Source organism: Actinomadura sp. 9N215 (genome assembly GCF_044326345.1).
Lineage (GTDB): Bacteria > Actinomycetota > Actinomycetes > Streptosporangiales > Streptosporangiaceae > Spirillospora.
This window is the reverse complement of record NZ_JBIRBA010000022.1, coordinates 62,267-88,196: the sequence shown is the minus strand read 5'-3', so window position 1 is coordinate 88,196 and position 25,930 is coordinate 62,267. Positions and strand designations below refer to the sequence as shown.

The window sequence follows — 25,930 nt, the reverse complement described above, 5'->3', positions numbered from 1 at the left end:
AGAAAGGCACCTGTCGTGCTTCGCAAGATCACTGTCGCGCTGGCCTCCGTCGGTCTCCTCGCGGGACTCACCGCCTGCGGCTCGTCGGCGGCGTCGGACGACCCGGACGCCCCGCTGAAGGTCGCGGTCAACCCGGTCCCGCACGGCGACATCCTGACGTACGTCAAGGACAATCTGGCGTCCAAGGCCGGGCTGAAGCTCGACGTCGTGACGTTCAGCGACTACCAGCAGCCGAACACGGCGCTGAAGGAGAAGCAGGTCACGGCCAACTACTTCCAGCATGTGCCGTTCATGAAGGAGTTCGAGAAGAAGTCCGGGACGACGCTGTCGTTCGTCGCGCCCGTCCACCTCGAACCGCTCGGCGTGTACTCGAAGAAGGCGACGAGCCTGCAGGACGTGCCGCGGGGCGCGACCGTCGCCGTCCCGAACGACCCGGCCAACGAGGGACGTGCGCTCAAGCTGCTCGCCGGAAACGGCCTCATCACGCTGAAGCCGGACGCGCCCTCCACCGCGACCGAGCGCGATATCGCGTCCAATCCGAAGGGCCTGAAGATCAAGCCGCTGAAGGCCGCGCAACTGCCGCGGTCGCTGGACGACGTCGACCTCTCGGTCATCAACGGGAACTACGCGATCGAGGCGGGCCTCGCGCCGAACAAGGACGCGCTCGCCGCCGAGAAGCCCGAGGGCAACCCGTACGCCAACGGCGTCGTGACCCTGCCGGAGAACAAGGACGACGCGCGCGTGAAGAAGCTCGTCCAACTGCTGCAGGGGCCCGAGGTCAAGAAGTTCGTCGAGGACAAGTACAAGGGGTCGGTGCTCATCGCGACCTAATCGCGCGGGAACGCCGGGGAACGCCGGGAAACGCGGGAAATCGCGGCGTACTGTCCTCCGGTCCTGATAGGCATGGGCCGACGATCTCGCTCGCGAAGGGGACCCATGGGCGTTTACGAGCACCTTGAGGAGTACGCCGGACTTCCGGTTGCCACGTTCAACGAGGAGACGGGGCCCGACGACACCGAGGAGGAGGACGACGGCCGCGGCGCGGCGCCCGCCGGGGAGTTCCCGCCCGCGGCCGAGGCCGCCTGGTACGTCGGGACGTCCTTCAGCGAGGAGCCGTTCGGCGACATCTTCGCGCGGTTCCTCCGGACGATCGACACCACCGAGGTCACCGCGTTGATCATCGGCTACTGGGGTGCGTCCTACGACGACGGCGTCGCCGACCCGGTCGATCTGCTGTGCGGGGCGGCCGCGTCCTTCCCGAAGCTGAAGGCGCTGTTCCTCGGCGACATCACCGGCGAGGAGGCGGAGATCTCCTGGATCGAGCTCTCCGACATCTCGCCGCTGTTCACCACGTTTCCCGCGCTGGAGCGGTTCGAGATCCGCGGCTCGCAGGGGCTGCGGCTCGAACCGGTCAAGAACGAGAAGCTGAAGGTGCTGCGGTTCGAGTCGGGCGGGCTGCCGGGGCACATCGTCCAGGCGGTGGGGGCGAGCGAGTTGCCGAACCTGGAGCACCTCGACCTGTGGCTCGGCGAGGACAACTACGGCGGCGACGCGACCGTCGCCGACCTCGCGCCGTTCCTCGGCGGAGAGCGGTTCCCCGCGCTGCGCCACCTCGGCCTGGAGGACAGCGAGCTCCAGGACGAGATCGCGGCTGCGGTCGCGGGCGCGCCCGTCGTGGCGCGACTGGAGTCGCTCAGCCTCGCGATGGGCATCCTCACCGACCAGGGCGCCGAGGCGCTGCTGTCCGGCCAGCCGCTCACGCACCTGCGCAAACTCGACCTGCACCACCATTTCCTGTCGGACGCCATGGTGGAGCGGGTGAAGGCGGCGCTGCCCGGCGTCGACGTCGACCTGGACGACCAGGGAAAGCCGGACGACGACTGGCGCTACATCGCGGTGTCCGAATGACCCGGCCCACCGCCGATCACCGCGCCACGACGGCTGGTCGGCGCGCCGCGGGTTCGGGATGACGTTCGTCGTTGTCGGCACGCCCGGCGACCGGCGTACCGTGCTGTTCGCCGCCGCGTGCCGGTCGTCCGGGCTGCCCGAGCCCCGCCTCATCGCCTGGACGGACGTGCTGCGCGGTGCGGAGATCGTCCTCCGGCCGGGCGACCTGCTGCGCGTCGACTCGCCCGGCGAGGACCGGGACGCCGACGCGCTGCTGCGCGGCCCCGGCGCACCGGCCCGGGTGGGCGGCGGGGCGCGCTGGTACCGGACGTTCACGGCGGCGCTGGGCCGGCTGTCCGCGGCGGCGTCGGCGGCCGGGGCGCGGATCTTCGGCGACGTCGAGGAGATCGGCGTCATGTTCGACAAGCGGCTCGCGCACGCCCGCCTCCGGGCCGCCGGGGTGCCGGTACCGCCCGCCCTGCCGCAGGTCGACGGCTACGCGGCGCTTCGTTCCCGGATGGACGAGGCGGGGGAGCGGCGGGTGTTCGTCAAGCCGGCGCACGGCTCGTCCGCGTCCGGCGTGGTCGCACTGCAGACCGCGCCCGGCACCGTGTCCGACGCCGGGCCGGGCCGGGTGCGGGCGGTCACGTCGGCGTTCATGGCGGGGGACGAGCTGTTCAATTCGCTGCGCGTCCGCTCCTACGAGACCGACGGCGAGGTGTCCGCTCTCATCGACGCGCTCGCACCGGACGGTCTCCACGTGGAGCGCTGGCTGCCGAAGGCGACGGTCGGCGGCCGCGTGTTCGATTTGCGTGTCGTCGTCATCGGAGGTGAACCCACGCACGCGGTCGTCCGGACGAGCCGTCACCCGATGACCAACCTGCATCTGGGCGGTGCAAGGGGCGACCTGGCGGCGGTGCAACGCGCCCTTGGGGAGAACGGTTGGCAACAGGCACTAGACGTGTGCGCGCGGGCCGCCGCCTGTTTCCCCGGCAGTCTCATGGTCGGCGTCGACCTGCTCGTCGGCCATGGGATGAAGCGCCTCGCCGTCTGCGAGGTCAATGCGTTCGGCGATCTGCTGCCCGGCCTGACCGGTCTGCCCGGCAGCCTCGCCCAGGGCCTGGACACCTATGCCGCCCAGATCAAACATGCCGCTCAGATCAGAGCCGCATTGCCCGCATGTACGACATGAACCAGGTCATCGGCAGCCACGACGTGCTGCTGGTGACCCTCGACACGCTGCGCTACGACGTGGCCGCCGAACTGGCCGCGTCCGGTGAGACGCCCACGTTGACCGGGCTTCTCCCAGAAGGGCGCTGGGAGCGCCGCCACACGCCGGGCAGTTTCACCTACGCCGCGCACACCGCGATGCTCGCCGGGTTCCTGCCGACGCCCGCGTCGCCTGGACCGCACCCACGCCTCTTCGCCGGAACGTTCCCGGGCAGCGAGACGACCACCGACGGCACCTGGACGTTCGATGCCGCCGACGTGCCGTCTGGCCTCGCAGCCGCCGGGTACTACACGGTCTGCGTGGGCGGCGTCGGGTTCTTCAACAAGCAGACACCGCTCGGATCCGCGCTGCCGTCGCTGTTCGCGGAGAGCCACTGGGAACGCGGGTTCGGAGTGACCGATCCGGAGTCGCTGCCCAACCAAATCGACCGCGTCGCCGAAATCATGACGCGGCTGCATGCCGAACGCCGCCTGTTCCTGCTGCTGAACGTCGCGTCCCTGCACCAGCCCAACTGGTTCTACCTGGACGGTGCCGCCCCCTCGGACGGGGACACGCGCGCCAGCCACGCAGCGGCACTCCGGCATGTCGACGCCCACCTCGGCCGGCTGTTCTCCCTGATGCGCCGCCCCTGCTTCGTCATCGTCTGCTCAGACCACGGGACGGCCTACGGCGAGGACGGCCACACCGGGCACCGCATCGGCCACGAGGTCGTCTGGACCGTCCCATACGGGGAGTTCGTTCTGTCGTGAACCAGTACCAGGCGTACGTGTACGCGTACCCGCACAAGACCGCCTACCGTCCGCTGCCTACACCACCTGCCCTACGCGACGTATGGGCCGACGAGCCTCTGGACACGCTCTTCCTCTATCTACACGTGCCCTTCTGCGAGATGCGGTGCGGCTTCTGCAACCTGTTCACCCGCACCGGCGCCCCCGAAGAGCTGACCAACGCCTACCTGGACGCGCTCGACCGGCAGGCCACCGCCGTCCTGGACGCCCTGGACGGCGACGGCTCGTTCGCCACCGCGGCGTTCGGCGGCGGCACACCGACCTACCTCACCGCACCCGAACTGGAACGGCTCTGCGACATCGCCGGACGGTTCCCGGGATTCGGCGCGATTCCGCTGGGCGTGGAGACGTCACCGGCCACCGCGACCACCGACCGGTTGACAGTGCTCGCCGAACGCGGAACGACCCGGATTTCCATCGGCGTCCAGAGTTTCCTCGACGAAGAGGCCCGCGCGGCCGTCCGTCCTCAGAAACGCGCCGAAGTCGAGGCGGCGCTGGACCGCATCCGTGCGGCGGGCTTCCCGACCCTCAACATCGACCTCATCTACGGCATCGACGGTCAGACGCCCGCGACGTGGATGCACTCCCTGAACGCCGCCCTGGCCTGGCGTCCGGAGGAGGTCTATCTCTATCCCCTCTATGTCCGTCCGAAGACCGGTCTCGAACATCGCGCGCAAGACTGGGACGACTACCGCGCCACCCTCTACCGGATCGGCCGTGACCACCTCTTGGCCGAAGGCTACGAGCAGGTGTCGATGCGAATGTTCCGCATCCCACCCGCCTCTTCCTCCGGCACCGGCAATGGCACCGAATACTGCTGCCAATCCGACGGCATGGTCGGCCTGGGCTGCGGAGCCCGTTCCTACACGTCCAGCCTTCACTACTCGTTTGAATACGCGGTCGAGACAAGGCACGTCCGCTCAATCATTGACGACTACATACGCGAGGACGACTTCACAACCGCCCGCGTCGGTTTCCACCTGGACGACGACGAACGCCGCCGTCGGCACCTCGTCCAATCCCTCCTGCAAGCATCCGGCCTAGACCGAAGCCTCTACCGGTCGCGCTTCGGCACAGATCCACTGAACGACTTCCCCGCCGACCTCAAGTCATTCCAAGACCGCGGATGGCTGGAGACGTCCGACGACACCATCCGGCTGACTCCCGAAGGGCTCGCCTACTCCGACGCCATCGGCCCGGCACTGTTCTCACCGCGCGTCCAAGCGCTGATGGCGTCCTACGAGGCCCGCTGATGGAGCACCTGACCATCCTCTACAGGGGGTCGCTCGCCAGCTGCGATTACGACTGCCCGTATTGCCCTTTCGCCAAGCGTCGCGACACACCGGAGCAGCTCCGCGCCGACCGCGCCGCACTCGAACGCTTCACCGCCTGGATCTCCGCCCAAGACCACCGCGTCTCCGTCCTGTTCACCCCCTGGGGCGAGGGCCTCGTCCGATCCTGGTACCGGCGCGCCCTCGTCGACCTGAGCCACCTGCCGCACGTCGAGCGGGTCGCGATCCAGACGAACCTCAGTCACCGCGTCTCGTGGACGTCCGACGCCGACCCCGCCCGCCTCGCGCTATGGGCGACCTACCACCCCGGCCAGGTGCCTTACGACCGCTTCCTCGGCAAGTGCCGCGACCTGGCGGCGCGCGGCGTGCGGTTCAGCGTCGGCATCGTCGGCCTGACCGAGCACCTCGGCGCCGCCCGGTGCCTCCGCGCCGACCTGCCCGCCGGGACGTACCTGTGGGTCAACGCCGCCGACGGCCACGTCTACGACGACGCGGAAGCCGACGCCTGGACCGCCATCGACCCCCTGTTCCCGCTGAGCCGCCGCCCGCACTCCAGCCGCGGCCTCGCCTGCAAGACGGGCCACACCGTCGTCTCCGTGGACGGCGACGGCACCGTACGCCGCTGCCATTTCGTCCCCGCCGTCTTGGGCAACCTCTACGACGGCTCGTTCCGGAACGCCCTCACCCCACGCCCTTGCCCGCTCGACACGTGCGACTGCCACATCGGCTACGTCCACCTCGAACCACTCGGCCTGTACGACACCTTCGCCGGAGGCGTCCTGGAACGGATCCCGGCCCTCCTCGCGTGAGCAGGACGGGCGTGAGCCGGTCACGGCGCCATCGGACCGGTTCCCATGCGCGGCGCGCGTGTGAGAGCGCATGCTTGCGTTAACCGGTGAAACCTAGGCGGATCCGTGGACCATTTACAGCGTCCTCACTTCGTCCTCGCGCTGAGGCCGGTCGAGGCCGCCGTGCGCGCGGCGCGCGACACGGTGCGCGCGGCCATGGCGGGCTGGAACCGCCAGGACGTCAACGGCGACCTCGAACTCATCACCAGCGAGCTCGTCACCAACGCGATCCGGCACGCGACCACGATCACGCTGGTCGTCTCCCTGCCCGACGACACGACCGCCATGGTCGAGGTGTGGGACGACAACCCGGAGGGCCCGCAGGCGCCGTTGGCCGACCTCCAGGCCGAGAGCGGTCGCGGCCTCATGCTCGTCGGCGCGCTCTCACGGTCGTGGGGCTGGCGCTCCACCGCGAACGGGAAGGTCACCTGGGCACAGACCGTCACGCCGTGAGGGCGGGAGCGGGGCTGGCGTCCGTTGGTGACTGGGGAAGTGCGACCAACGGACACCCGCCGGGGCCGGGGACGTCCCGGCCGTCCGTGGGCTCAGGTCTGCTTCTCGGGGTGGTAGTCGGCCTCGTCCACACCGAACGTCCAGGCGACGCCCGCGCGCGCTGTGCGAGTGCCGGGCGGGACGCGCAAATAGTAAGTGCGGTGGGTTCCGTCCGGCTCCGGCGTTGAATTCACCACCTCCACCATGGCCACGGGTTCGTCGCCGGGCAGATCGATCGACCACAGGACGCCCGTCTCGTCCCGGTGCAGGGGACGCGCTCCCGTCTCGGCCAGATAGCGGTCGTAGCCGAAGATCTCCAGCATCACCCGGCGCAGCTCGGCGTTCTCCTCGGACGAGATGCGCGCGGCCGTGAGGCCCGTCAACGAGTCGACGAAATCGGGCGGGATCGGCATCCCGCGCCAGGCGTGCAGGGCGAAACCGTCCGGGTAGGCGAGGGCCGGGCCGTCGCCGCGGTGCAGGCGTCCGGGCTCGTCCCTGTGCAGCTCGCCGGGCCGCTCCGACAGGACGACCAGCCGCTCGTAGGGCCACCACCAGCCGGTGGACCGGGCGGCCTCGGCGAGACCGGCCAGCGGGCCGTCCAGCCGTCCGAGCGTCTCGAACAGCGCCAGCCACGGCGCGTCGTGCTGGCCGAGGACGGCGTCGAGCGTGGCGCCGCGCAAGAGGGACGCGGTCGCCTCCGCCTGCGCGTCGGTCACGTCGGCCTCCGCGAGGCCGACGAGGTCGCCGACGGCGCCGCGCACGCGCGCGACCAACGCCTGGACCTGGTTCCAGAGCAGGCCGCCCGTCTCGGCCCACACCTGCGGCCACTGCTCCGGCCCCTGTTCGGAGCAGGCCGCGGTGCGTTCGGCCTCCCATGGACGCGTCCGGACCTCGGCGAGGACGCTCGTCCCCGCGGCGCCGTCTCCGAGGTCGGCCCAGGCCTGATCGACCAGCGCGCCCAGCCCGGCCGCCGTCAGCGCGTCGCCGTGCCCGGCCAGGACGGCCGCCGCCACGGCCCCGCGCGCGGGGGAGGGCACCCAGACGTACCGTTCGGGAGCGTCCAGACCGGCGGCCGCGTACGCCGCTGCGACTCCGGCCTCCGCCCGGCCACGGTCGGCGGGACCGGTGCCGAAGGCCGCCGACTGCCAGTCGCCGACCACGAAGTGGGGTTCGCGTGCTGTCGCGGTGAGCATCCTGGGCCCCTCAGTCGGCCACGACGCGGACGGCGCCGGGCACGTACTCGCGCTGGCGGATCACCCGGTACCAGCCCTTCGGCAGGGTGATCGCCGCATGCTCCTCGTGGACCAGCCGTCCGCCGGACGGCAGATGCAGATGGTCCGGGGTGAGCGGGTCGGGCGCGCGCATCAGCGACCCGGGCGCGGACAGCGCGTGCGCGTGCCCGGTGGCCTCCCCGAGTGCCAGGACCATGCGTCCCCGTCCGTCCCGCGGCGCCGGCCGCAGGTCGCGGACGGACCGCGGAACCGCCTCCTCGGGCACGGGCAGGATCAGGATGTCTCCCTGTCGGTACATGCCGCGAACGTAACGTCCGCCACCGACAAAACGACCGCCGGGAGACGGTCCGCGGACGACGCGCGGGCGGTCGCGCGTGACGGCCGCGCTAGAAGCCGCGGGTACGGCGGGCCGCGGGCCGGGCCCAGCGTCCGGACGCGCTCAACCCGACGTGCTGGAACGCCCGGACGAGTTCCCCGCCGAGGTTGACGCCGGCGCCCAGCGCGAGGGCCACCGACACGGCGCCGATGAGGCTCAGCACACCCGCCTCAGGGGATCCGGTGTTGAGCTCGACCATCCCCCTGTAGAGCGCGGTTCCGGGCAGCAGAGGCCCGATGGCCGGCACGACGAACGGCATCACGGGTTGCCCGTGCCTACGCGCCAGCCAGTTCGCCAGGACGCCGACGACGGTGGCCGCCATGGCCGCCGCCAGCACGGGTGGAGCTTCCCACCCACGCGCCAGGACGTACAGCACCCACATCAGTCCGCCGCCCAGCGCCGCGGCGGTCAGCACGGCACGCGGCACGGCGAGCGACACCGCGAACGTCAGCGAGATGGCGGCCGCCGCTATGACCGCGACCGGTTCGAGCTCGGCCGCCGGGGAGGGCAGATGCCGGACATCGATGGACACGCCCAGATTGACCGCGAGATAGACGACCGCGCCCAGCCCGGACACGATCGCCGCGATCATGAAGAAGACCTCCAGCACCCGCGCCCCGGCGCTGACCAGGTCGCCGGTGATGCCGTCCTGGATGCTGGCGACCAGCGGACGTCCCGGCAGCAGCGCCAGGATCGCACCGGTGACGACCGTCGCGGCCTGGCCCGGGTTGCCCATCGCCACCACGATCGCCGCCGCTCCGGCGCCGATCGCGGCGGCCACCGTCAGCTGGAAGAACTCGGCGATGCCGCGGCGCGCCAACGCGGCGGCGGCGCGGTCGCCGAGCAGGGTGGCGATGAACGCCGTGGTCGCCACGAGCGGCCCGCCACCGGTCAGCACACTGCCCGAGGCGGAGATGAGCCCCAGCGACACGACCATGAGCCAGGCCGGGTACGGAGGATTGCCCCTCTTTATCTCCGCGAGCCTCCTGTGAGCATCGTCAAGCTCCAGCATCCCGATGGACGCGTCCTGCACGAGCTGGTGCAGCGCAGTGAGCCGCCAGAAGGCCGGTGTACGGCGCCGAATGGCACGCGTCCCCGTCACCGGCGGTTCGCCCTTACCGGGATGGGCCGACACCAGGAGACTCGTCAGCGTGACCTGGACTTCGCAACGCGGAAGCTCGTAGGCGACCGCCAGGCCGAGCATGGCCTCGTTCACCCGCTCGGTCGTCTCGCCGCTGGCCAGGAGGAGTTCACCGACGCGCAGGACCAGGTCGACCGCCCGCGGGTCGACGACCTCGCCGGGTTCCTCTTCGGGCGGTTCGGGGGGTGTGTGGTCCATCAGGACCTGCCACGTCCGTCGCAAGCGTTCCGCTGCGCCCATTCCCCGCCCGTGTTCCTTCCGCTGAACCGATCTTGACTGGCAGGCTACCCGCGCCTCATGCGTCCCAAATCCGCGGCCCGCTATCCACAGAACGCGATTCTGGTGCGGGGGCCTCCGCGCCGCTGGTACCAAGGACGCATGAGCGAATCCGACCTGCTCCGGGACGATGCCGAGCGCTGCCTGCGCGCCCTCGCGGGCGACCACGCGCGGCTCCGCGACGACCAGTGGACGGCGATCAGCGCCCTCGTCGTCGAGCGAAGGCGGGCCCTGGTCGTCCAGCGCACCGGCTGGGGCAAGTCCGCCGTCTACTTCGTCGCCACCCGGCTGCTCCGCGACCGCGGCGCCGGCCCCACCGTGATCGTGTCGCCGCTGCTGGCGCTGATGCGCAACCAGATCGACGCCGCCGACCGCGCGGGCATCCACGCCCGCACCATCAACTCGTCCAACACCGGCGACTGGGAGCAGATCTTCGCCGAGGTCGAGGCCGGCGCCGTCGACGTGCTGCTGGTCAGCCCCGAGCGGCTCAACAACCCCGAGTTCCGCGACCTGGTCCTGCCCAAGCTCGCCGCCGGGGCCGGGCTGGTCGTCGTGGACGAGGCGCACTGCATCTCCGACTGGGGGCACGACTTCCGTCCCGACTACCGGCGGCTCCGCACCCTGCTGGCCGAGCTCCCGCCCGGCATCCCGGTGCTCGCCACCACCGCGACGGCCAACGCCCGCGTCACCAAGGACGTCGCCGAACAGCTCGCCGGCGACGAGGCCCTCGTCCTGCGCGGCCCGCTCGAACGCGACTCGCTCCACCTCGCCGTCGTCGCGCTGCCCGCCGCCGAGCAGCGCATCGCGTGGCTCGGCGAGCACCTCGGCGAACTCCCCGGCTCGGGCATCATCTACACCCTCACCGTCGCCGCCGCCCACGAGATCGCCGGCTACCTCCGCGACCGGGGCCACGAGGTCGCCGCCTACTCGGGCCAGACCGAACAGGCCGAACGACTCCAGGCCGAACAGGATCTCCAGGACAACAAGCTCAAGGCCCTCGTCGCCACCAGCGCCCTCGGCATGGGCTTCGACAAGCCCGACCTCGGCTTCATCGTCCATGTCGGCGCCCCGCAGTCCCCGGTGGCCTACTACCAGCAGATCGGGCGCGCCGGCCGCGGCGTCGACCACGCCGAGGTGATCCTTCTCCCCGGCCGGGAGGACCGCGAGATCTGGGCCTACTTCGCCAGCCTCGCGTTCCCGCCGGAACCCGTCGTCCGCCGGACCCTCGAAGTCCTGGAGGCCGCCGGCCGCCCCGTCTCCACCGGCGCCCTCGAACCCCAGGTCGACCTCAGCCGCACCCGCCTCGAAATGATGCTCAAGGTCCTCGACGTGGACGGCGCCGCCCGCCGCGTCAAGGGCGGCTGGACGGCGACCGGCCGCCCCTGGTCCTACGACCGCGAACGCTACGAGCGCGTGACCGCCGAACGCCGCCGCGAGCAACAGGCGATGCTCGACTACATCTCGACCTCCGCCTGCCGGGAGGAGTACCTCCGCCGCCAGCTGGACGACCCCGCCGCCGCGCCCTGCGGCCGCTGCGACAACTGCACCGGCCGCCACTGGGCCGCCGACGTCACCCAGAAGAGCACCACCCAGGCCCGGGACCGCCTGCACCGCCCCGGCGTCGACATCGCGCCCCGCCGCATGTGGCCCGCCGGCGTCAAGGACGACCTGGGCGTCTCCGGCCGCATCGAACTCCAGGCCGAGACGGGCCGGGCGCTGGGCCGCCTCACCGACATCGGCTGGGGCAACCGCCTCCGCGAGCTGTTCGCCGCCGACGACACCGACGTCTCCGCCGACCTGCTCGACGCGGTGGTCAAGGTCCTCGCCGCCTGGGACTGGTCCGCCCGCCCCACCGGCGTCGTCACCATCGGCTCCCGCTCCCGCCCCCGCCTGGTCGCCACCTTCGGCCACCGGATCGCCGAGATCGGCCGCCTCCCCTACCTGGGCGAGCTCGCCCCCATCGGCGACCCGGTGCCGCGCCGCCACAACAGCGCCCAGCGCCTCCGCTCCGTCTGGAACACCCTCGCGGTTCCCGCCGACCTGGCCGCGACCCTGCCCGACACCCCGGGCCCCATCCTCCTGGTAGACGACCGCGTGGAGACCGGCTGGACGATGACCGTCGCGACCCGCCTCCTAAGAGAGTCCGGCGCCCAGAGCATCCTCCCTCTGACCCTGGCGACCCCCAACTGATTCGGACCCCGTCACTTTTGGCGGCGACTTTGGCGGCGACGCCACGGAGACCGAGTGTGACCACGATGCGCCACTCCCTCGACACCCCCTTTCCCGATCGCCGCGCACATCTCGAAGCACGTACATCTCAGAGCGCGTACATCTCTGAGGACGTGCATGTCGCCGACGCGGGAACCGGCCGCGTCTCGCGGTGCCGCCGGTGGGTCCGGCGTGACGGGGCGGCGAGGTGCCTGCCGCCCGCGCGCCCCCGTGGGCGCGGGCGACGATCGGGCCGACCCGTGCGCGCGGCCCCGCGCACGGGCCGGCGTCCGGCCCCGGCGCCGCGGCGGAGAAGGGCCGCGGCGAACGGGAGTCGGCAGCCGGGCGGCGGCCCCGGCGGCCGGCACCGCCGGGGCACGCCCGGGAGCGCCGCCGTCCTTGATGGGACGGATGACGGCGGCAGGGAGTGGCCCGAAGAAAGTGTTCTAGAGGTTAGAAAAGTCTGTCTACTTGTTTGGAAGAACATCTTGAGATAAGTTCAACGGGAAATGTCATCATTTCCCGGTGAGGTGACCGTTCGGCCATTTCGGCGGGGTCCGCAGAACAGCCAGCGCGGAACGGCTAGTAAGGTCCCTCACCGTGTCACCGACCCTAGAAGCGCTCCTGGACTGCCCGTCCGGGCTGCTGGACATGACGTTCGACCAGATGCGGACGCTCCTGGTCGTCCATGAGACGGGGTCCGCGCTCGGGGCCGCCCGTGTCCTGGGACGAGAGCAGTCCAGCGTCCAGAAGCAGCTCGACACCCTCAACCGCAATAGCCAGTCGCTGTGCGGCGAGGTGCTGACCGTCCGCCAGGGACGCGGCAAGGACTTCCTCTTCACGCCGACGGGGGAGACCACGGTCGAACTGGCGCGGCTGACGTTCGAGAAATGGCTCGAGTCCATTCACTGGAGCCGGCGCCGCCTCGGCCGGATGCTGACCGTCGGCACCACCGAGTTCACGCTGCCGATCGTCTCGCGGGCGTGGAACCGCGTGTCGGAGGAGTTCCGGCAGCGTGAGGTGGAGTTCAAGGTCGCCCACGTCCGGACGAAGGAGCTGTGGTCGCGGCTGGAGACCCGGCAGGTCGACCTGATCTGCGGCAGCATCGTCAGCACTCCCGAGGGCGACCTGCGCCTGAAGGAGTACGAGGTCGTCGAGTACGCCAGGGGTCAGGCGCTGCTGCTGACCAACCTGCCGGAGGCCGAGCTGCCGAGCACACCGGTCGAGACCAGCCGCCTCGGCGGCGTGCCCCTGGTGGTGCCGCCCGCCGGGCTGGTCGCCGACCTGCTCGCCACCTGGTACGGGCCGAACTTCCGCGACCGCCTGACGGTGGTCGCCGACATCGACGACGTGCACTACGGGCTGTCGCTGCTGCGTTCCGGGTTCGTCCGCGGGTGCATGATCGTCACCGGCTCGATCGGCCGCGGGATGGCCGCGCAGGACGACCCGGACGCCGTCCCGCTCCGCGTGATCGCGCTGGACGACGACCTGGAGCCCAAGGCCGAGCTGATGACCGGCGCGTTCGTCCGCCGCGCCGATCTCGAACGCTATGACGCCGGCCACCCGCTCAACCGCCTGTGGGCCGCGGTGAAAGAGGACGTCCGCACCTACACCCCCCTCGCCTGACCCCGGCACAGGGTCCCCGCTGGTGTTCGATGGCCGGCTGCGGCAACCGAGAAAAGCCCGCCGCGTTTCGCTGTCGGCGCGCTGATGGACGTCAAGCACGTCGCGACGCTCACCGAGCCCGGCGAGATCGAGTTCTGGCGGCTAGGGGCCGCGCGCACCGCGACGTCGATGCAGCCTCCGCAGCCGCACAAAGCGAAGCTGCCTGGGAACCGCGACGTGGCCTGGTACTGCCCACGGTTCCGGCCCGGTCCGGTAGCCGAAAGCGCCACCGTCCGCACGCCAGGATCCTGGACGATCCGGATTAGCCCTCTTGGACGAGACCTCAGCCGGGGCCACGGGTCGTGCGGCCGGAGGCGCCCTGCGCCGGAGGTCGCACGGCCCGACGGTCGGGGGGCCGTTTCACGAGACGCGTCAGCGGCTCGGGAAACGGTTCACCGGCCGGTGACGGGGGTTCCAGGGGGTCGCCCCCCTGGGCCAACAGAGCTACTTGATCTGGTTGTCGACGACGTCGAGGGAGGGGCGGGCGCCCAGGTGCTGCATGGCCTGGGCGGCCAGGCGGCAGCCTGCGGTCAGGGCGTCGGCGGGCTGCTTGCCGTCCAGCCAGGGCGGGATGAAGCCCGCGACGAACGCGTCCCCCGCGCCGGTGCCGTCGGCGACCTTCTCGACGGGTTCGGCGGCGACGGTGACCGGTTCGGGGCGGCCGTTGGTGTACCAGAGCGCGCCGTCCGCACCGGCCTTGATCACGACCTGCGGGTACCAGGCGGTGAGGACCTTGGCGGCCTGCTCGGGCGAGTCGCGGCCGGTGAGGATCTCGGCCTCCTTGGCGTTGACGACCAGGAGACGGGCGCCCTGCGTCCACTCCAGGAAGGGCTCGGCGCCCATCCGCTTGAGCGGCGACGACGAGCCGCCGTCCACGGACACCGACATCTGCGCCTTGCGGGCGAGGTCGAGCGTGTGGATCGCGGCCTTGCGGGAGCCCTCGTTGATGAGCGAGTAGCCGGACAGGTGCAGATGGGTGCCCTGCGAGAACAGGTCCTTGCAGCGCTCGATGTCCTCGGGGAGGAGCGCGGCGTTGGCGCCGGGGTCGGAGAGCAGCGTCCGGTCGCCCTTGTGGGTGACCATCACCACGCAGGTCCCGGTGGGGCGCTCCCCGTCCATGACGAGGCGGGCGTCGACGCCGTACCCCATCAGTTCCATGTCCCGGTTCCGGCCCGCGATGTCGGAGCCGCGGCGGCCGACGAAGGCGACGTCGATCCCCTCCACGGCGAGCCAGGCGGCCACGTTGGCGCCCGAGCCGCCCCCGTGGATCGTCACGGCGGCCGGCGTGTCGCTCCCCTTGGCCAGGGGAAACGCAGCACGTGCCACGGTATCTGTCATGAGATCGCCGACCACGACCACGCGCGTCATGGAGTCATCACCTCGATCAACACGGCCCGCGCGAGCGGCAATTCTGGGCGTGTGCTCGACCGTAACAGCTCTTGCGCCCCGATTAGGTCTCGAACGCGCAGCGAAACCGAGGAAGCCTGTTTTTTCGTGCCGCGGGCGGCCGGGCCCGGTGGCCTACCCTCGGGTACGTGACCGAGCGTTACCCGGATCAGTGGGAGGCCGACGTCGTCCTCAGCGACGGCGGGACGGCGCATCTGCGCCCCATCCGGACGGAGGACGCGGACCTTCTGCGCGACTTCTACGAGCGCCTCTCCCCGGAGTCGATCTACTACCGGTTCTTCTCGCCGCGCCCGCGGCTGTCGGACCGTGACGTCGAACACTTCACGGGCGTGGACCACGACCGGCGGGCCGCGCTGATCGCCACGATCGGTGAGGAGATGGTGGCGGTCGTCCGGTATGACCGTGCCGGCGACCGGCCGGAGACGGCGGAGGTCGCGTTCCTGGTGGAGGATGCGCACCAGGGCCGCGGGCTCGGGCCGGTGCTGCTGGAGCACATCGCGGCGGCGGCGCGGGAGCGGGGCGTGCGCCGGTTCGTCGCGAGCGTCCTGCCCGACAACCGCAGGATGACGCGGGTGTTCCGGGAGGCGGGGTACCGGGCGGAGCAGCGGTTCGAGGAGGGCGTGATCGAGCTCGTCCTGGACCTGGAGCCGACGGACACGTCGCTGGAGGTCATGACGGCCCGCGAGCACCGGGCGGAGTCGCGGTCGATCCAGCGGCTGCTGTTCCCGCGGTCGGTGGCGGTGATCGGGGCGAGCCGGGCGGAGCACAGCGTCGGGCGGACCGTGCTGCGGAACCTGCTGTCGGGGGACTTCAGCGGGCCGGTGTTTCCGGTGCATCCGACGGCGGTGGCGGTGGCGGGCGTCCGCGCGTATCCGTCGGTCCTGGAGGTCCCGGACGATGTGGATCTCGCGGTCGTCGCGGTGCGGGCGGACGTCGTCCACGAGGTCGTGGAGGAGTGCGCGAGCAAGGGCGTGCGCGGCCTCGTCGTTGTGTCGTCCGGGTTCGGGGAGATCGGCGACGACGGGCGTACCAGGCAGGAGGAACTGGTGCGGCTCGCACGCGCCTACGGGATGCGCGTGGTCGGGCCCAACTGCCTGGGCATCGCCAACACGGACGCGGACGTGCGGCTGAACGCGACACTGGCGCCGACGATGCCGGGACGGGGGCCGGTGGGTTTCTTCTCACAGTCGGGCGCCCTCGGGATCGCGATTCTGCAGCGGACGGCTGAGCGCGGCCTGGGGCTCTCTACGTTCGTGTCCGCGGGCAACCGGGCGGACGTGTCGGGCAACGACCTGATGCAGTACTGGGAGGAGGACCCGGCGACCAAGGCCGTCCTGCTGTATCTGGAGTCGCTGGGCAATCCGCGCAAGTTCGCGCGGCTCGCCCGGAGGCTGGGCCGCCGCAAGCCGATCGTGGCGGTCAAGAGCGGCCGCAGCACGCAGGGCGTCCCGCTCGGGCACGCGGCGCGGGCGCTGACGCTGCCCGACCACGCGGTCAGCGCGCTGTTCGAGCAGGCCGGCGTGATCCGCGTGGAGGACCTGTCGGAGCTGTTCGACGTGGCGCAGGTGCTGGCCTACCAGCCGCTCCCGGCGGGCGACCGCGTCGCGATCATCGACAACTCGAACTCGCTGGGGCTGCTGGCGCAGGACGAGGCCGTCGCGCTCGGCCTGGACGTCCGGCCCCGCCTCGACCTCGGCCCGCGCGCGGGCGCCGGCGACTACGAGGCCGCGCTCGCCTCGGCGCTGGAGGACGAGACGGTCGACGCGGTGGTGGCGCTGTTCACGCCCCCGACGATCGGCGGCTACGACGTCCGCGTCCCGGAGCGGATCCTGCGGCTGGCGGCCCGCGGTGAGAAGCCGATCGTGGCGACGTATCTGGGCAGGGAGGGCATGCCCGCCGATCTGCGGGTGACCGGGCCGGACGGGATGCCCGCCGAGGGGTCGGTGCCCTCCTACCCGTCGCCGGAGGACGCCGTCCGGGCGCTGGCGTACGTGATCCGGTACGCGCGGTGGCGGCAGCGTCCCGCCGGGCGGATGCCGGAGCTCGGCGGCGTGGACCGTGATCGCGCTCGGGCGCTGGTCGCCGACTGGCTGGCCGAGGCCGACGCCGACGCCGTGGTGGAGGGCTCGCGCGAGCAGGCGGCCGAGCTTCTGGCCTGCTACGGCATCGACGTCGCCGCGGCGGAGGGCGAGGGCGGCGGCGGGGTGCCGACCCGCATCGTGATCAGGGAGGACCATTCGTTCGGCGCGGTGATCGCGTTCGGCATCGCCGACGAGATCGCGGCCCTGCTGGACGACCGCGCCTACCGGCTGTCGCCGCTCGCGGACGTCGACGCGGCGGAGATGATCCGCGCCATCCGCACGGCGCCGCTGCTGCTCGGCCATCGCGGCGCGGAGCCCGTGAACCTGGCAGCCCTGGAGGACCTGCTGCTGCGCGCGTCCCGCCTCGGCTACGACCTTCCGGAGGTGGCGCGCCTGGAGCTGAGCCCGGTCATGGCGGACGCGTCGGGCGCCACGGTCCGGCGGGTGACGCTGAGCCTGGCCCGCCCGCCGGGACCGCGGCCCGAGCTGGGGCCTCGCCGCCTGTCTTGACCCGCGTTTCAGCGCATGCGCTGGTGCGCCCGGCCCGTGGGCGCCGCGTCCGTGAGGGTGTGCGCTGGTGTGGCCGGTCTGTCAGCGCGGCGGTCCGGGCGGGCTCGGCTGTGGCCGGTCTGTCAGCGCGGTGGTCCGGGAGGTCCGGGCGGGCTCGGCTCGGGGGTCGGCGGGACGGGGTCGGGCTCCGGGCCTGGCGGGACGGGGTCCGGATCGGGCGTCGGCGGGGACGGCTCAGGCGCCGGTCCCGGAGGTGTGGGCTCGGGCGGCGGGCCTGGCGGGACGGGTTCGGGAGACGGCCCCGGCGGGATCGGGCCGGGCGGCCGCGGGGCGGGTCCCGGCGGCGGTCCTGGCGGGGGCTCGGTGGGCGGCACCAGCGGTTCCGGAGCCGGCGCCGGGTCCGGGGTGGGCGGCGGCACCGGCGGCGGCTGGGGAAGCGGCTTCTCGTCCATGCACACCCCGTACCCCGTGATCGCGGGGATGACCGCGCGGCGGGCCGTCGAGCGGAGCTCGTCCGTTGAATGGCGGTGGGTGAGGGCTGGAGGACGGTCGTCATGTGCACGTCCGCCCCCGGACAGGGCAGGATGGGGCCATGAGGGAAACCCGAGCGACCGCCGGCGGTCTGCGCACGGCGATCGAGCGCAGCGGTTACTACCCGGACCTGGTCGCGGACGCGGTCGAGTCGGCCATCGGGGACGAGCCCGTCGTCGCCTACGTGGTGCACCACGAGGCGACGTTCGACCCCGCGATGGAGGTGCGGCGGCACGTGACGGTGCTGGTGCTGTCGGCGAACCGGCTGCTGGTGTGCCACACCGACGAGCACCCGCCCGGCGAGGGCATGGCCCAGCCGCACGCGTCCACCACCACCGAGGCCGTGAAGCTGGAGCGCGTCCAGTCGGTCGCGGTGACGCGGGTCGTCCCGGACCCGGCGTCCTATGTGCCGGGGGTGCCGCCGACGGAGGTCGTGCTGACCATCGGCTGGGGCGCCATCGCCCACATCGACCTTGAGCCCGCGACGTGCGGGGACGAGAACTGCGAGGCCGACCACGGGTACACGGGCAGCGTCACGTCCGACGACCTGTCCCTGCGGGTGAGCGAGGCCGCGGACGGTGCGGACGCCGTCGGCCATGTGCTGGCGTTCGCCGAGGAACTGTCCGCCGCGACCGCACGGTGACGCGCCGGTGACCGTCCCCGACGCGGTGCCGCCCGTCCCAGAGCCCGATCCAGAGCCGGGTTCAGGGCCGGGTTCAGGGCCGGGTTCGGGATTGTCCGTTCTGGAGCCGCCCGTTCCGCGGTACGGGGCGGGGGCGCTCGCCGATCTTCCGCCTTCGGTGCTGGCGTCGCTGGGCGTCGCGGACGCGGTGAACGTCCTGGGCCTGCCGCCGGTGCCGCGCGTCTGCGTCCTGCTGATCGACGGGCTCGGCTGGCAGCAACTCAAGGCCCACCCCGACGAGGCCCCGTACCTGAACGCGATGGACGGCGGCCCGATCACGTCCGGATTCCCGGCGACGACGGTCAGCAGCCTCGGTTCGCTGGCCACCGGCGCTCCACCCGGCGCGCACGGGCTGCTCGGCGTGCAGGTGGCGATCCCGGGAACGGGCAGGCTGCTGAACTGCCTGCGCTGGCAGGACGACTCCGTCGACCCGGAGGAGTTCCAGCCCGTCCCGACCGTGTACGAGCGGGCGGCGGCGGACGGCGTCGAGGTCGGCTACGTCGCGCTCCGCCAGTACCGCGGGACCGCGCTCAGCCGCGCCACCGTGCGCGGCGCCCGCTACCACGCCGCCGATGGGCTCGGCCAGCTCGTCGGACGAACCGAGCTGGCCCTGCGCCAGGGCGACCGCTCGTTCGTCACCGTCTACCACGCCGACCTGGACGCGACCGGCCACCGCTACGGGACGGCCTCCGCCGACTGGCGCCACCAGCTGCGGTTCATGGACGTGCTCGTCCAGCAGATCGCGGCCGTCCTGCCGTCCGGATCGGCCCTCTACGTGACCGCCGACCACGGCATGGTCGACCCGACGGAACGCGTGGACGCCGACGCCGTCCCCGAGCTGCGGGACGGAGTCGCCCTCCTCGGCGGCGACGCCCGAGCCCGGTACGTCTACAGCGAGCCGGGCGCGCACGACGACGTCCTCGCCGCCTGGACGGCGATGCTCGGCGACCGGGCGTGGGTCGTCCCGCGCGACGAGGCCGTCGCGAACGGCTGGTTCGGCCCGCTCGGCCCGGGGATGCTGGAACGCGTGGGGGACGTGATCGCCGTCCCGCACGCCGACCTCGCGATCGTCGCGTCCGAGCGGGAGCCGTGGCTGGACCGGATGGTCGGCATGCACGGTTCCCTCGTCCCGGCGGAGCAGCTCGTCCCGCTGCTGACAACGTCCCGGCCCTGAAACCACGGTGTACTTGAGATGAACCAGGATTCGCCCCTCCCTAATCGGGGCGACGACGGTCAAACTGGCGGTGTGCACCCTCTCATCGAAGTGCCCGCGCTGGACCGGCTGCTCCGGCGGCAGACGCCCGTGGTCCTGCTGGACGTCCGATGGCATCTGGCGGGCCCCCCGGGGATCGAGTCCTACCGCAAGGGGCACCTGCCCGGCGCCGTGTTCGTCGACCTCGACCGGGACGTGGCCGGGCCGCCGGGACCCGGAGGCCGCCATCCCCTGCCCGAGCCCGTCGCCTTCGAGTCGGCCATGCGCCGCGCCGGGGTGTCGCAGGGCGGGCTCGTCGTGGTCTACGACGACGCCGATTCCATGTCCGCGGCGCGGGTGTGGTGGTCGCTGCGGTACTTCGGCCATGACCGGGTCCGCGTCCTGGACGGCGGGTACCGGGCCTGGACGGAGACGGGCCGTCCGGTGAGCACCGACGACTTCGAGGCCAAACCGGGCGACTTCATTGCGAACCCGGGCCGGCTGCCCGTGCTGGACGCGGAGGGCGCGGGCGCGCTGGCGACGGCGGGCGTCCTCCTCGACGCCCGCGCCGCCGAGCGGTACCGCGGCGACCAGGAGCCCGTCGATCCGGTCGCCGGGCACATCCCGGGCGCCCGCAACGCGCCGACGTCCGGGAACGTCGGCGTGGACGGCCGGTTCCTGCCGCCCGAACTGCTGCGCGAACGCTTCGCGCAGCTCGGCGCGACAGACGCGCTGGACGTCGGCGCGTACTGCGGTTCCGGTGTGACGGCCGCGCACGAGATCCTGGCCCTGAATCTCGCCGGGATCCCCGCCGCGCTCTATGTGGGCTCGTGGTCCGACTGGGTGACGGACCCGTCGAACCCCATCGCCACCGGCGACACCTGAGACGCCCCGTCCCGGCGGGACGGCCGACCGCCCCGCCGGGCCGTCAGCCCGCGCCCATGCAGAGGAGGCCGGCCACTCCCAGGGGCCGGGCGACGGCGGCCAGTGCCTGGGACGGGGTCCGTCCGGCGGCCAGGCGGGCGTGGAACGCGGACATGAACTCCGGCGTGGCCGCGTCGCGGACGGGGGTCACGCTGGCGATGACCGTCGCGGTGCCGAGGGCGAGGAGGACGCCCGCCATGCCGAGGACGGCGTCGCCCTCCTCGGCCCGGCCGATGTCGCACGCGGACAGGACGATCAGGCGCGGCGGGGTTCTCAGCCCGTCCAGGTCGTGCACCATCAGCGGCCCGTCTGCGAGACGCAGCCGCGAGAACAGGGCGTTGCCCTGCCGGAACTCGCCGTGGGCGGCGATGTGGGCGAGGGCGGCGCCGTCCAGGGCGTCGCGGACGGTCTCCGCGCGTGCCTCCCGGCCGTCCAGGACGGTGGCGTGCGGGTGGAGGCGTCGCAGCGCGGCGACCTCCCGTACGGCATGGCGAAGGCCGGGCCCCGCCACAAGAACGGTATGCCCGCCCCCGCCCGGCTGGCCTACGCCGCCGCCCGACTTGCCCCGGCCGCCGTCCGACTCGCCTCCGCCCCCGCCCGGCTCGCCCGTGCCGCTGCCCGGCCCTCGTACTGCGTGCAGCCAGGCATCGGCGGACGGGACGATCGTGAACGGGCGTCCCGCCAGGGACGGCAGCACCGCCCAGGGCAGGCCGTGCAGCGTCCCGGTCGGGGCGATGACGAGTTCGCGGCCGTCGAGGTCGGCGCGCAGCGGGGCGAGCAGGTGGCGGTCGAGGCGCTCGGCCGCGTCGGCGAGGCCGGCGAGGGCCTGCGGGTCGCGGTCGTGCTCGGCGAGGCGGCGCACGGCGTAGCGGAGCAGGCCGGTCTCGCGGACGGCCGTGTCGCACGCCCCCAGGCGGTGGCGGCGGAGCAGGCCGTCGACGCTCGTGACGGCATGCAGGTCCGGGCCGATCGCGATCATCTCGACGAGGGCCCGCTCGCCGAGCGCGGCGGCGATCTCGGCGATGCCCGCGGAATGGGACGGGACGGCGCCTGGCACGCGGCGGCGCGTCCGCGTCCGGACCTTCGCCTCCAGGTCCGCCAGCTCCCGCGACCGCGCCGCCGGGACGCCGCCGCCCCGCGCCGTGTCGACCGTGCGCTCGACGCTGAGGGCGCGCAGCGCGGTCAGCGCCGCCGCCCGCTCCGGATCGTCCGGCGGACGGACGCGTACCGGGCGCGCGATCGCCCGCCGCCGTTCCTCCACGGCGAGGAGCTCCCGTGCCGAGCGGGCCAGGCCGAGGCCGAGTTCGCCGAGTTCGGCGGCGAGCCCTGACGCGCGGGCCCGCAGGTCCAGCGCACCGAGCGCGTCAGCGTGGTCTTCGGTCACCTGGAGCCCGAGCCTGACCGCGGCTACCGCGCCCTTATGGTCGGCCCGCGCGGAACGTTCGAGGGCGACGGCGTGCCAGGCGGCGACCTGCGCGGAGGCAGGGCCGCTTGACCGTCCGACCGACGAAAGCAGGTGCCCGGCCGGTCTGCCCAGAGAAAGCGCCACGCGCGCGGCGACGATACGGGCCTCGTCGGCCGCCTCGGCCCAGCCTCCGCTTTCCAGCCGGTCGGCCGTGGCCACGGCCGACCGCAGCAGGACGGCCGACCGCTCACCGGACGCCCACCGGGCCCTGAGCAGGACGTGCTCGGCCAGAAGCATCCATCCCGTGCGTTCCTGTTCGGCGAACGCGGCGCGCGCTCGTTCGGCGGCCTCCGTGCACTGTTCAGGGTGCCCGGCGGCCAGTTCGGCGTGGGCGAGGAGCAGGAAACCGTCCGCGACGTCGCACCCGTATCCGTTCGCCATGGTCGCGTTCAAGGCCGCGAGCAGGACGGGACGGGCCTCGCCCGGCAACCCCGCCATGATGAGCGTCTCCGCCTGGTCGAACCGGCATTGCGCCAGGCGTTCACCGGTCAGATGAGGCTCGGCCTCTGCGAAGAGCCGAAGCGCGCGCGGGACGTCCCCACGCCGCGACACCGCGAAGCCGAGATTGCCCTTGGACATCGCAGTCTGGTGACGCAACCCCGCCGCCTCACCGACGGCGACCGCCTCTGCCAGCGCCTTCTCCGCCCCGGCGAAGTCGCCGCGCAGCGTCCGCGCGAGCCCCAGATTCGTGAGCAGACCATTGAGAGCGGCCGGATCGTGCCCGCGCCTTAGGCGAGGTAAGGCCTGCGCGGCGACATCGTGTGCTTCGTCCAGCCGTCCGGCTCTTGCCAGGGCGCACGCCTTGTTCGCGGCCAGGCGGTCTGAGTCCGGACCGTCCAGGACGGTTTCCGCCTCCTCCACGTGGGCCAGCGCACCCGTGATGTCACCTCGTGCAGTGAGCAGCCCGACGAGATTCATCCGGACCTGCGCCGCCGCATAGCCGGTGCCGGCCAGTTCCAAGGCTCGATGGAGGAAGGCGAGGCCTTCGTCCAGCCGTCCCAGTTCCTTGGCGGCGAGCCCGGCCACGCGCAGCGCGAGCACCCCGCCGCCTTCGTCGAGGAGCGTCAGCGCCCGCGCGAACGCGGTGGCCGGGTCGGCGGCCGCCAGCCGGAGGAACTCGCGTTCGTCCAGTTCGCGCTCGTCCAGTTCGCGCTCGTCCAGCCTGTGCTCGTCCAGTTCGGTCTCTGGTGGGGGGTCGACACCGCGCGCCTTCCGGAACGGCGCGTTCACAGCCGGATCCAGCTCGTGACGATCGACGTGCCGTCGTCCAGCTGGAAGACCAGGCTGACCAGGCCCGCGGGCACGCGCGGCACGCAGAACAGCCCGGCGGGCTCCGCGCGCGCCGTGATCCCTTCGGGCGGCAGGTCCCGGTGCCGGACCTGGACGAGCGCCGGAGCGGACGGGACGAGCCGCCCCGTCAGCTCCCGATCCCGGCCGTGCTCGGAGACCTCGATCTCCACCTCGCCGCCGGGGCAGGTGAACGTCAGCACGCGGGCCGCCGCGCCGCGGACGCCCTCCGCCGCCGCGCCGCCCCGGTCGCGCGCCAGCTCAGCCAGCTCCGCGTCCGGCGCGCGCCACGCGATCGACGAGCGGGCCGCGGCCAGCACGTCCTCTGGCACCGGGTCCAGCGCGTCGAACGCGTCGCGGACGCCCGCCAGCAACTCGTCGTCGTTCACGGCACGAGCCTCCGCAGCGCGTCCAGGCACCGCGCCCGGGTCGGCCCGACGCTGCCGACGGGGATGCCGAGCGCGGCGGCGAGCTCGGCCTGGCTCGGCGCGAGCGCGAACAGCCGCAGCAGCGTCCGGCAGCGCCGGGGCAGCGCGTCGAGCGCCGCGCCGACCAGCCCGACCTGCTCGCGGCTCAGCACCACCTCGTCGGGGCCCGGCTCCGGTGCGCGCGGCGCGGGCACGACCGGAAGGTCGCGCCCGCGCCGCCGGACCAGGCGCAGGCTCTCGTTCCGCGCGGTCGTCGCCAGCCAGCATGCCGTCGCGGCCGGATCGCGCAGCCCGTCGATGCGCTCCACCAGCCGCAACCATGTGGTCTGCACGACGTCGCCGGAATCGGCGTCGTTCAACCCGTGCGAGCGGGCGATCGACCACAGCAGCCCGCTGTGCCGCTCCACCAGCCGGGCCCACGCGGCGCCGTCGCCGCCGCGTGCCCGGACCACCAGCTCGTCCGTACTGTCGTCCCAATGGGCCACCGAAGTCTCCTCCTGAGGCCCCCCGCTAACCCCTCACCCTATGGCATCGGCACGTGACTTTGCGTGCGCGGGCATCGCTTCGTGGCCGAGTCGTGCCTCGGAACCGACCACGACGCCGAGGTCCGGGAGGACGGCGTGCGCCGCCGGGTCGAGGACGCGGTCCGCCGCCGTGACCGCGTCGACGCCCTCCGCCGCCGCGAGCCCGGCGATCCGCCCCGCCGCCACGGGCGCGGCGAACGACGTCCCGCTCCACGTCGCGTAGCCGTCGAACTGGTCGGGGTCGATGCCGCGCACGGACGGCCGCGGCCCGTCGAACCGGACGAACGCGCTGGTCACGTCCACGCCCTGGGCGCACGCGTCCACCCACCAGCCGTGGTTGGAGAACGCCGCCCGGACGTCGCCGTCCAGCGCCGCGACGCCGATCACGGGCTTCATCGCCGCCGGCCAGAACGGACGGTCGGTCGCCGTGTTCCCCGCGCACGCCACCACGACCGTCCGGCGCCCGAGCGCCGCGATCGCCCGCGCCAGCAGTGGGGACGGACGGTCGTCGTACGTGTGGCAGCCGAGCGAGATGTTGACCACGTCGGCGCGTCCGTGCTCCGCGAGCCGTTCGAGCGCCCGGATCACGTCCAGCTCGTCGCCGACGCCGTCGCCGCCGATCACGCGGTGCGCCCGCAGCCGCGCGGACGGAGCGTGCCGCAGCACCACGCCCGCGACGAACGTGCCGTGCCCGGCCTGCGCGTCCAGCTCGTAGTCCAGGTCGGCGTCGAGGACCTCCTCGACCTCGGCGCGCTGCTCCCGGTACCACTCCGCGCCGGAGTACCACGGGTGCGGTGACAGGCCGGAGTCGAGGATCGCGACCGTCACGTCCCGCCGCGCCACGGCCCCCTCGGGCGCGGGCACGGGCGGGGCCGGACGGGGAAGGTCCGCGGGCCCGCTCCACCACATCGGCTGCCCGTGGACGAGATGGTTCGGCGACACGCTCAGCCGCCGGCGCCGACCGTCGACTGCGCGCCCGTCGGCGCCGAGCCCCGCCGCGAGCTCGCACACGTCCACCTTCGCCGCCGCGCGCAGCCGCAGCCGCGTGACGCCGCGCTCGTCGTCCCGCGCGTCGTACCAGCGCCGGACGAGGCTCTCGGCGGCGCCGGCGTCCTGCCCGGCGACCAGGATCTCGTCCCGGCGGATCAGGGCCGGACGCCCCGGCGCCGGCTCCACCACGACCGCGTCGCGGTGCCGCGCCAGTACTCGCTCCAGCCGTGCCTGCTGATCGAACATCGGTCCTCGCTCTCGCGTCGCCCCGGCCCCAGCACTCATCGTGCCCGCGGAGCGACGGTTCGTGACCGGTAAAGGACAGGCCGGCGCGGCCGAAGGCGGCCGCACGGGTCTGAGACTTTCGCCTCACGGCGGTCCCACAGGCCCTAATCTTGTCGGTCAGCGCCCGTGAACGTTGCGCATCCTGTGGTCAAGCGTTCGATAATCCGTGAACTCACGGTGGTGCGACC

Annotated in this window: 22 protein-coding genes; 14 read left to right on the top strand and 8 right to left on the bottom strand. The window is 72.8% G+C overall.

Annotated features, from left to right (window positions below):
• Nucleotides 1-15: 15 nt before the first annotated feature.
• The 7 genes from ACH34T_RS31075 to ACH34T_RS31045 all read left to right on the top strand — a co-directional run bounded on the left by ACH34T_RS31075 (nucleotide 16) and on the right by ACH34T_RS31045 (nucleotide 6,499).
• On the top strand, nucleotides 16-831 hold the full coding sequence (locus tag ACH34T_RS31075; RefSeq protein ID WP_396024496.1) for a MetQ/NlpA family ABC transporter substrate-binding protein: 816 nt from the start codon (nucleotides 16-18) through the stop codon (nucleotides 829-831).
• A 105-nt stretch (nucleotides 832-936) separates the two neighbouring features.
• Nucleotides 937-1,908, top strand: coding sequence for an STM4015 family protein (locus ACH34T_RS31070; RefSeq protein ID WP_396024495.1), 972 nt, complete (start codon nucleotides 937-939; stop codon nucleotides 1,906-1,908).
• A 58-nt stretch (nucleotides 1,909-1,966) separates the two neighbouring features.
• Complete coding sequence (locus ACH34T_RS31065; RefSeq protein WP_396024494.1) at nucleotides 1,967-3,079, top strand: STM4014 family protein; 1,113 nt, start codon at nucleotides 1,967-1,969, stop codon at nucleotides 3,077-3,079.
• Nucleotides 3,067-3,867: an STM4013/SEN3800 family hydrolase gene (locus ACH34T_RS31060; protein WP_396024493.1), complete on the top strand. Its 801-nt coding sequence runs from the start codon at nucleotides 3,067-3,069 to the stop codon at nucleotides 3,865-3,867. Before ACH34T_RS31065 ends, ACH34T_RS31060 begins: the two co-directional genes overlap by 13 nt.
• Complete coding sequence (locus tag ACH34T_RS31055) at nucleotides 3,864-5,159, top strand: STM4012 family radical SAM protein (RefSeq protein ID WP_396024492.1); 1,296 nt, start codon at nucleotides 3,864-3,866, stop codon at nucleotides 5,157-5,159. The genes ACH34T_RS31060 and ACH34T_RS31055 overlap by 4 nt, the downstream gene beginning before the upstream one ends.
• Entirely contained in the window at nucleotides 5,159-6,007 is an 849-nt protein-coding gene (locus ACH34T_RS31050; protein ID WP_396024491.1) for an STM4011 family radical SAM protein, read from the top strand. The genes ACH34T_RS31055 and ACH34T_RS31050 overlap by 1 nt, the downstream gene beginning before the upstream one ends.
• 105 nt (nucleotides 6,008-6,112) lie before the next feature.
• Nucleotides 6,113-6,499 carry an ATP-binding protein gene (locus ACH34T_RS31045; RefSeq protein WP_396024490.1) on the top strand — a complete coding sequence of 129 codons (387 nt, stop codon included), beginning with the start codon at nucleotides 6,113-6,115 and terminating at the stop codon, nucleotides 6,497-6,499.
• 92 nt (nucleotides 6,500-6,591) lie between these two features.
• Here ACH34T_RS31045 and ACH34T_RS31040 read toward each other — a convergent pair whose 3' ends face one another.
• From ACH34T_RS31040 to ACH34T_RS31030, 3 genes are all read right to left on the bottom strand, one after another.
• Nucleotides 6,592-7,731, bottom strand: a complete 1,140-nt coding sequence (locus ACH34T_RS31040) for a DUF6745 domain-containing protein (protein WP_396024489.1) — start codon at nucleotides 7,729-7,731, stop codon at nucleotides 6,592-6,594.
• A 10-nt stretch (nucleotides 7,732-7,741) separates the two neighbouring features.
• The gene (locus ACH34T_RS31035) at nucleotides 7,742-8,068 is read right to left on the bottom strand and encodes a hypothetical protein (protein ID WP_396024488.1); all 327 of its coding nucleotides are present in this window, start codon (nucleotides 8,066-8,068) and stop codon (nucleotides 7,742-7,744) included.
• Between the two features lie 88 nt (nucleotides 8,069-8,156).
• Nucleotides 8,157-9,485, bottom strand: coding sequence for a threonine/serine exporter ThrE family protein (locus tag ACH34T_RS31030; RefSeq protein ID WP_396024487.1), 1,329 nt, complete (start codon nucleotides 9,483-9,485; stop codon nucleotides 8,157-8,159).
• Nucleotides 9,486-9,665: 180 nt separating this feature from the next.
• On the opposite strand from ACH34T_RS31030, the gene ACH34T_RS31025 reads away from it, so the two are divergent.
• From ACH34T_RS31025 to ACH34T_RS31015, 3 genes are all read left to right on the top strand, one after another.
• Nucleotides 9,666-11,753 (top strand): RecQ family ATP-dependent DNA helicase, encoded by a 2,088-nt coding sequence (locus ACH34T_RS31025; RefSeq protein ID WP_396024486.1) that lies wholly within the window; start codon nucleotides 9,666-9,668, stop codon nucleotides 11,751-11,753.
• 618 nt (nucleotides 11,754-12,371) lie between these two features.
• Nucleotides 12,372-13,397, top strand: a complete 1,026-nt coding sequence (locus ACH34T_RS31020; protein WP_396024485.1) for a LysR family transcriptional regulator — start codon at nucleotides 12,372-12,374, stop codon at nucleotides 13,395-13,397.
• Complete coding sequence (locus ACH34T_RS31015; RefSeq protein WP_396024484.1) at nucleotides 13,349-13,702, top strand: CGNR zinc finger domain-containing protein; 354 nt, start codon at nucleotides 13,349-13,351, stop codon at nucleotides 13,700-13,702. Before ACH34T_RS31020 ends, ACH34T_RS31015 begins: the two co-directional genes overlap by 49 nt.
• 178 nt (nucleotides 13,703-13,880) lie before the next feature.
• Here the strand turns inward: ACH34T_RS31015 and ACH34T_RS31010 are convergent, their stop codons facing one another.
• The gene (locus tag ACH34T_RS31010) at nucleotides 13,881-14,804 is read right to left on the bottom strand and encodes a carbohydrate kinase family protein (RefSeq protein WP_396024483.1); all 924 of its coding nucleotides are present in this window, start codon (nucleotides 14,802-14,804) and stop codon (nucleotides 13,881-13,883) included.
• A gap of 167 nt (nucleotides 14,805-14,971) precedes the next feature.
• Between ACH34T_RS31010 and ACH34T_RS31005 the strand changes: the two genes are divergently transcribed.
• The 4 genes from ACH34T_RS31005 (at nucleotide 14,972) to ACH34T_RS30990 (ending at nucleotide 20,724) form a co-directional block, all read left to right on the top strand.
• The gene (locus ACH34T_RS31005) at nucleotides 14,972-17,434 is read left to right on the top strand and encodes a GNAT family N-acetyltransferase (protein ID WP_396024482.1); all 2,463 of its coding nucleotides are present in this window, start codon (nucleotides 14,972-14,974) and stop codon (nucleotides 17,432-17,434) included.
• 592 nt (nucleotides 17,435-18,026) lie between these two features.
• A complete protein-coding gene (locus ACH34T_RS31000; protein ID WP_396024481.1) occupies nucleotides 18,027-18,608 on the top strand; it encodes a DUF5998 family protein in 582 nt (193 codons plus the stop codon).
• Nucleotides 18,609-18,699: 91 nt separating this feature from the next.
• Nucleotides 18,700-19,821 carry an alkaline phosphatase family protein gene (locus ACH34T_RS30995; RefSeq protein WP_396024480.1) on the top strand — a complete coding sequence of 374 codons (1,122 nt, stop codon included), beginning with the start codon at nucleotides 18,700-18,702 and terminating at the stop codon, nucleotides 19,819-19,821.
• A gap of 72 nt (nucleotides 19,822-19,893) precedes the next feature.
• Nucleotides 19,894-20,724, top strand: coding sequence for a sulfurtransferase (locus ACH34T_RS30990; protein WP_396024479.1), 831 nt, complete (start codon nucleotides 19,894-19,896; stop codon nucleotides 20,722-20,724).
• Nucleotides 20,725-20,767: 43 nt separating this feature from the next.
• On the opposite strand, the gene ACH34T_RS30985 is transcribed toward ACH34T_RS30990, so the two are convergent.
• The 4 genes from ACH34T_RS30985 to ACH34T_RS30970 are packed head-to-tail and all read right to left on the bottom strand — an operon-like array spanning nucleotide 20,768 to nucleotide 25,703.
• Nucleotides 20,768-23,458 carry a CHAT domain-containing protein gene (locus ACH34T_RS30985; protein ID WP_396024478.1) on the bottom strand — a complete coding sequence of 897 codons (2,691 nt, stop codon included), beginning with the start codon at nucleotides 23,456-23,458 and terminating at the stop codon, nucleotides 20,768-20,770.
• Nucleotides 23,455-23,904 (bottom strand): hypothetical protein, encoded by a 450-nt coding sequence (locus ACH34T_RS30980; protein WP_396024477.1) that lies wholly within the window; start codon nucleotides 23,902-23,904, stop codon nucleotides 23,455-23,457. The genes ACH34T_RS30985 and ACH34T_RS30980 overlap by 4 nt, the downstream gene beginning before the upstream one ends.
• Entirely contained in the window at nucleotides 23,901-24,428 is a 528-nt protein-coding gene (locus ACH34T_RS30975) for an RNA polymerase sigma factor (RefSeq protein ID WP_396024476.1), read from the bottom strand. The genes ACH34T_RS30980 and ACH34T_RS30975 overlap by 4 nt, the downstream gene beginning before the upstream one ends.
• Before the next feature lie 33 nt (nucleotides 24,429-24,461).
• On the bottom strand, nucleotides 24,462-25,703 hold the full coding sequence (locus tag ACH34T_RS30970; protein WP_396024475.1) for a S8 family peptidase: 1,242 nt from the start codon (nucleotides 25,701-25,703) through the stop codon (nucleotides 24,462-24,464).
• Nucleotides 25,704-25,930 lie beyond the last annotated feature (227 nt).

Excerpts from the sequence above, each read along its gene's own strand:
- ACH34T_RS31070 (WP_396024495.1), top strand. The coding sequence starts at position 937 with ATGGGCGTTTACGAGCACCTTGAGGAGTACGCCGGACTTCCGGTTGCC.
- ACH34T_RS31065 (WP_396024494.1), top strand. The coding sequence starts at position 1,967 with ATGACGTTCGTCGTTGTCGGCACGCCCGGCGACCGGCGTACCGTGCTG.
- ACH34T_RS31060 (WP_396024493.1), top strand. The coding sequence starts at position 3,067 with ATGTACGACATGAACCAGGTCATCGGCAGCCACGACGTGCTGCTGGTG.
- ACH34T_RS31050 (WP_396024491.1), top strand. The coding sequence starts at position 5,159 with ATGGAGCACCTGACCATCCTCTACAGGGGGTCGCTCGCCAGCTGCGAT.
- ACH34T_RS31040 (WP_396024489.1), bottom strand. The coding sequence starts at position 7,731 with ATGCTCACCGCGACAGCACGCGAACCCCACTTCGTGGTCGGCGACTGG.
- ACH34T_RS31035 (WP_396024488.1), bottom strand. The coding sequence starts at position 8,068 with ATGTACCGACAGGGAGACATCCTGATCCTGCCCGTGCCCGAGGAGGCG.
- ACH34T_RS31030 (WP_396024487.1), bottom strand. The coding sequence starts at position 9,485 with ATGGACCACACACCCCCCGAACCGCCCGAAGAGGAACCCGGCGAGGTC.
- ACH34T_RS31025 (WP_396024486.1), top strand. The coding sequence starts at position 9,666 with ATGAGCGAATCCGACCTGCTCCGGGACGATGCCGAGCGCTGCCTGCGC.
- ACH34T_RS31010 (WP_396024483.1), bottom strand. The coding sequence starts at position 14,804 with ATGACGCGCGTGGTCGTGGTCGGCGATCTCATGACAGATACCGTGGCA.
- ACH34T_RS31000 (WP_396024481.1), top strand. The coding sequence starts at position 18,027 with ATGAGGGAAACCCGAGCGACCGCCGGCGGTCTGCGCACGGCGATCGAG.
- ACH34T_RS30970 (WP_396024475.1), bottom strand. The coding sequence starts at position 25,703 with ATGTTCGATCAGCAGGCACGGCTGGAGCGAGTACTGGCGCGGCACCGC.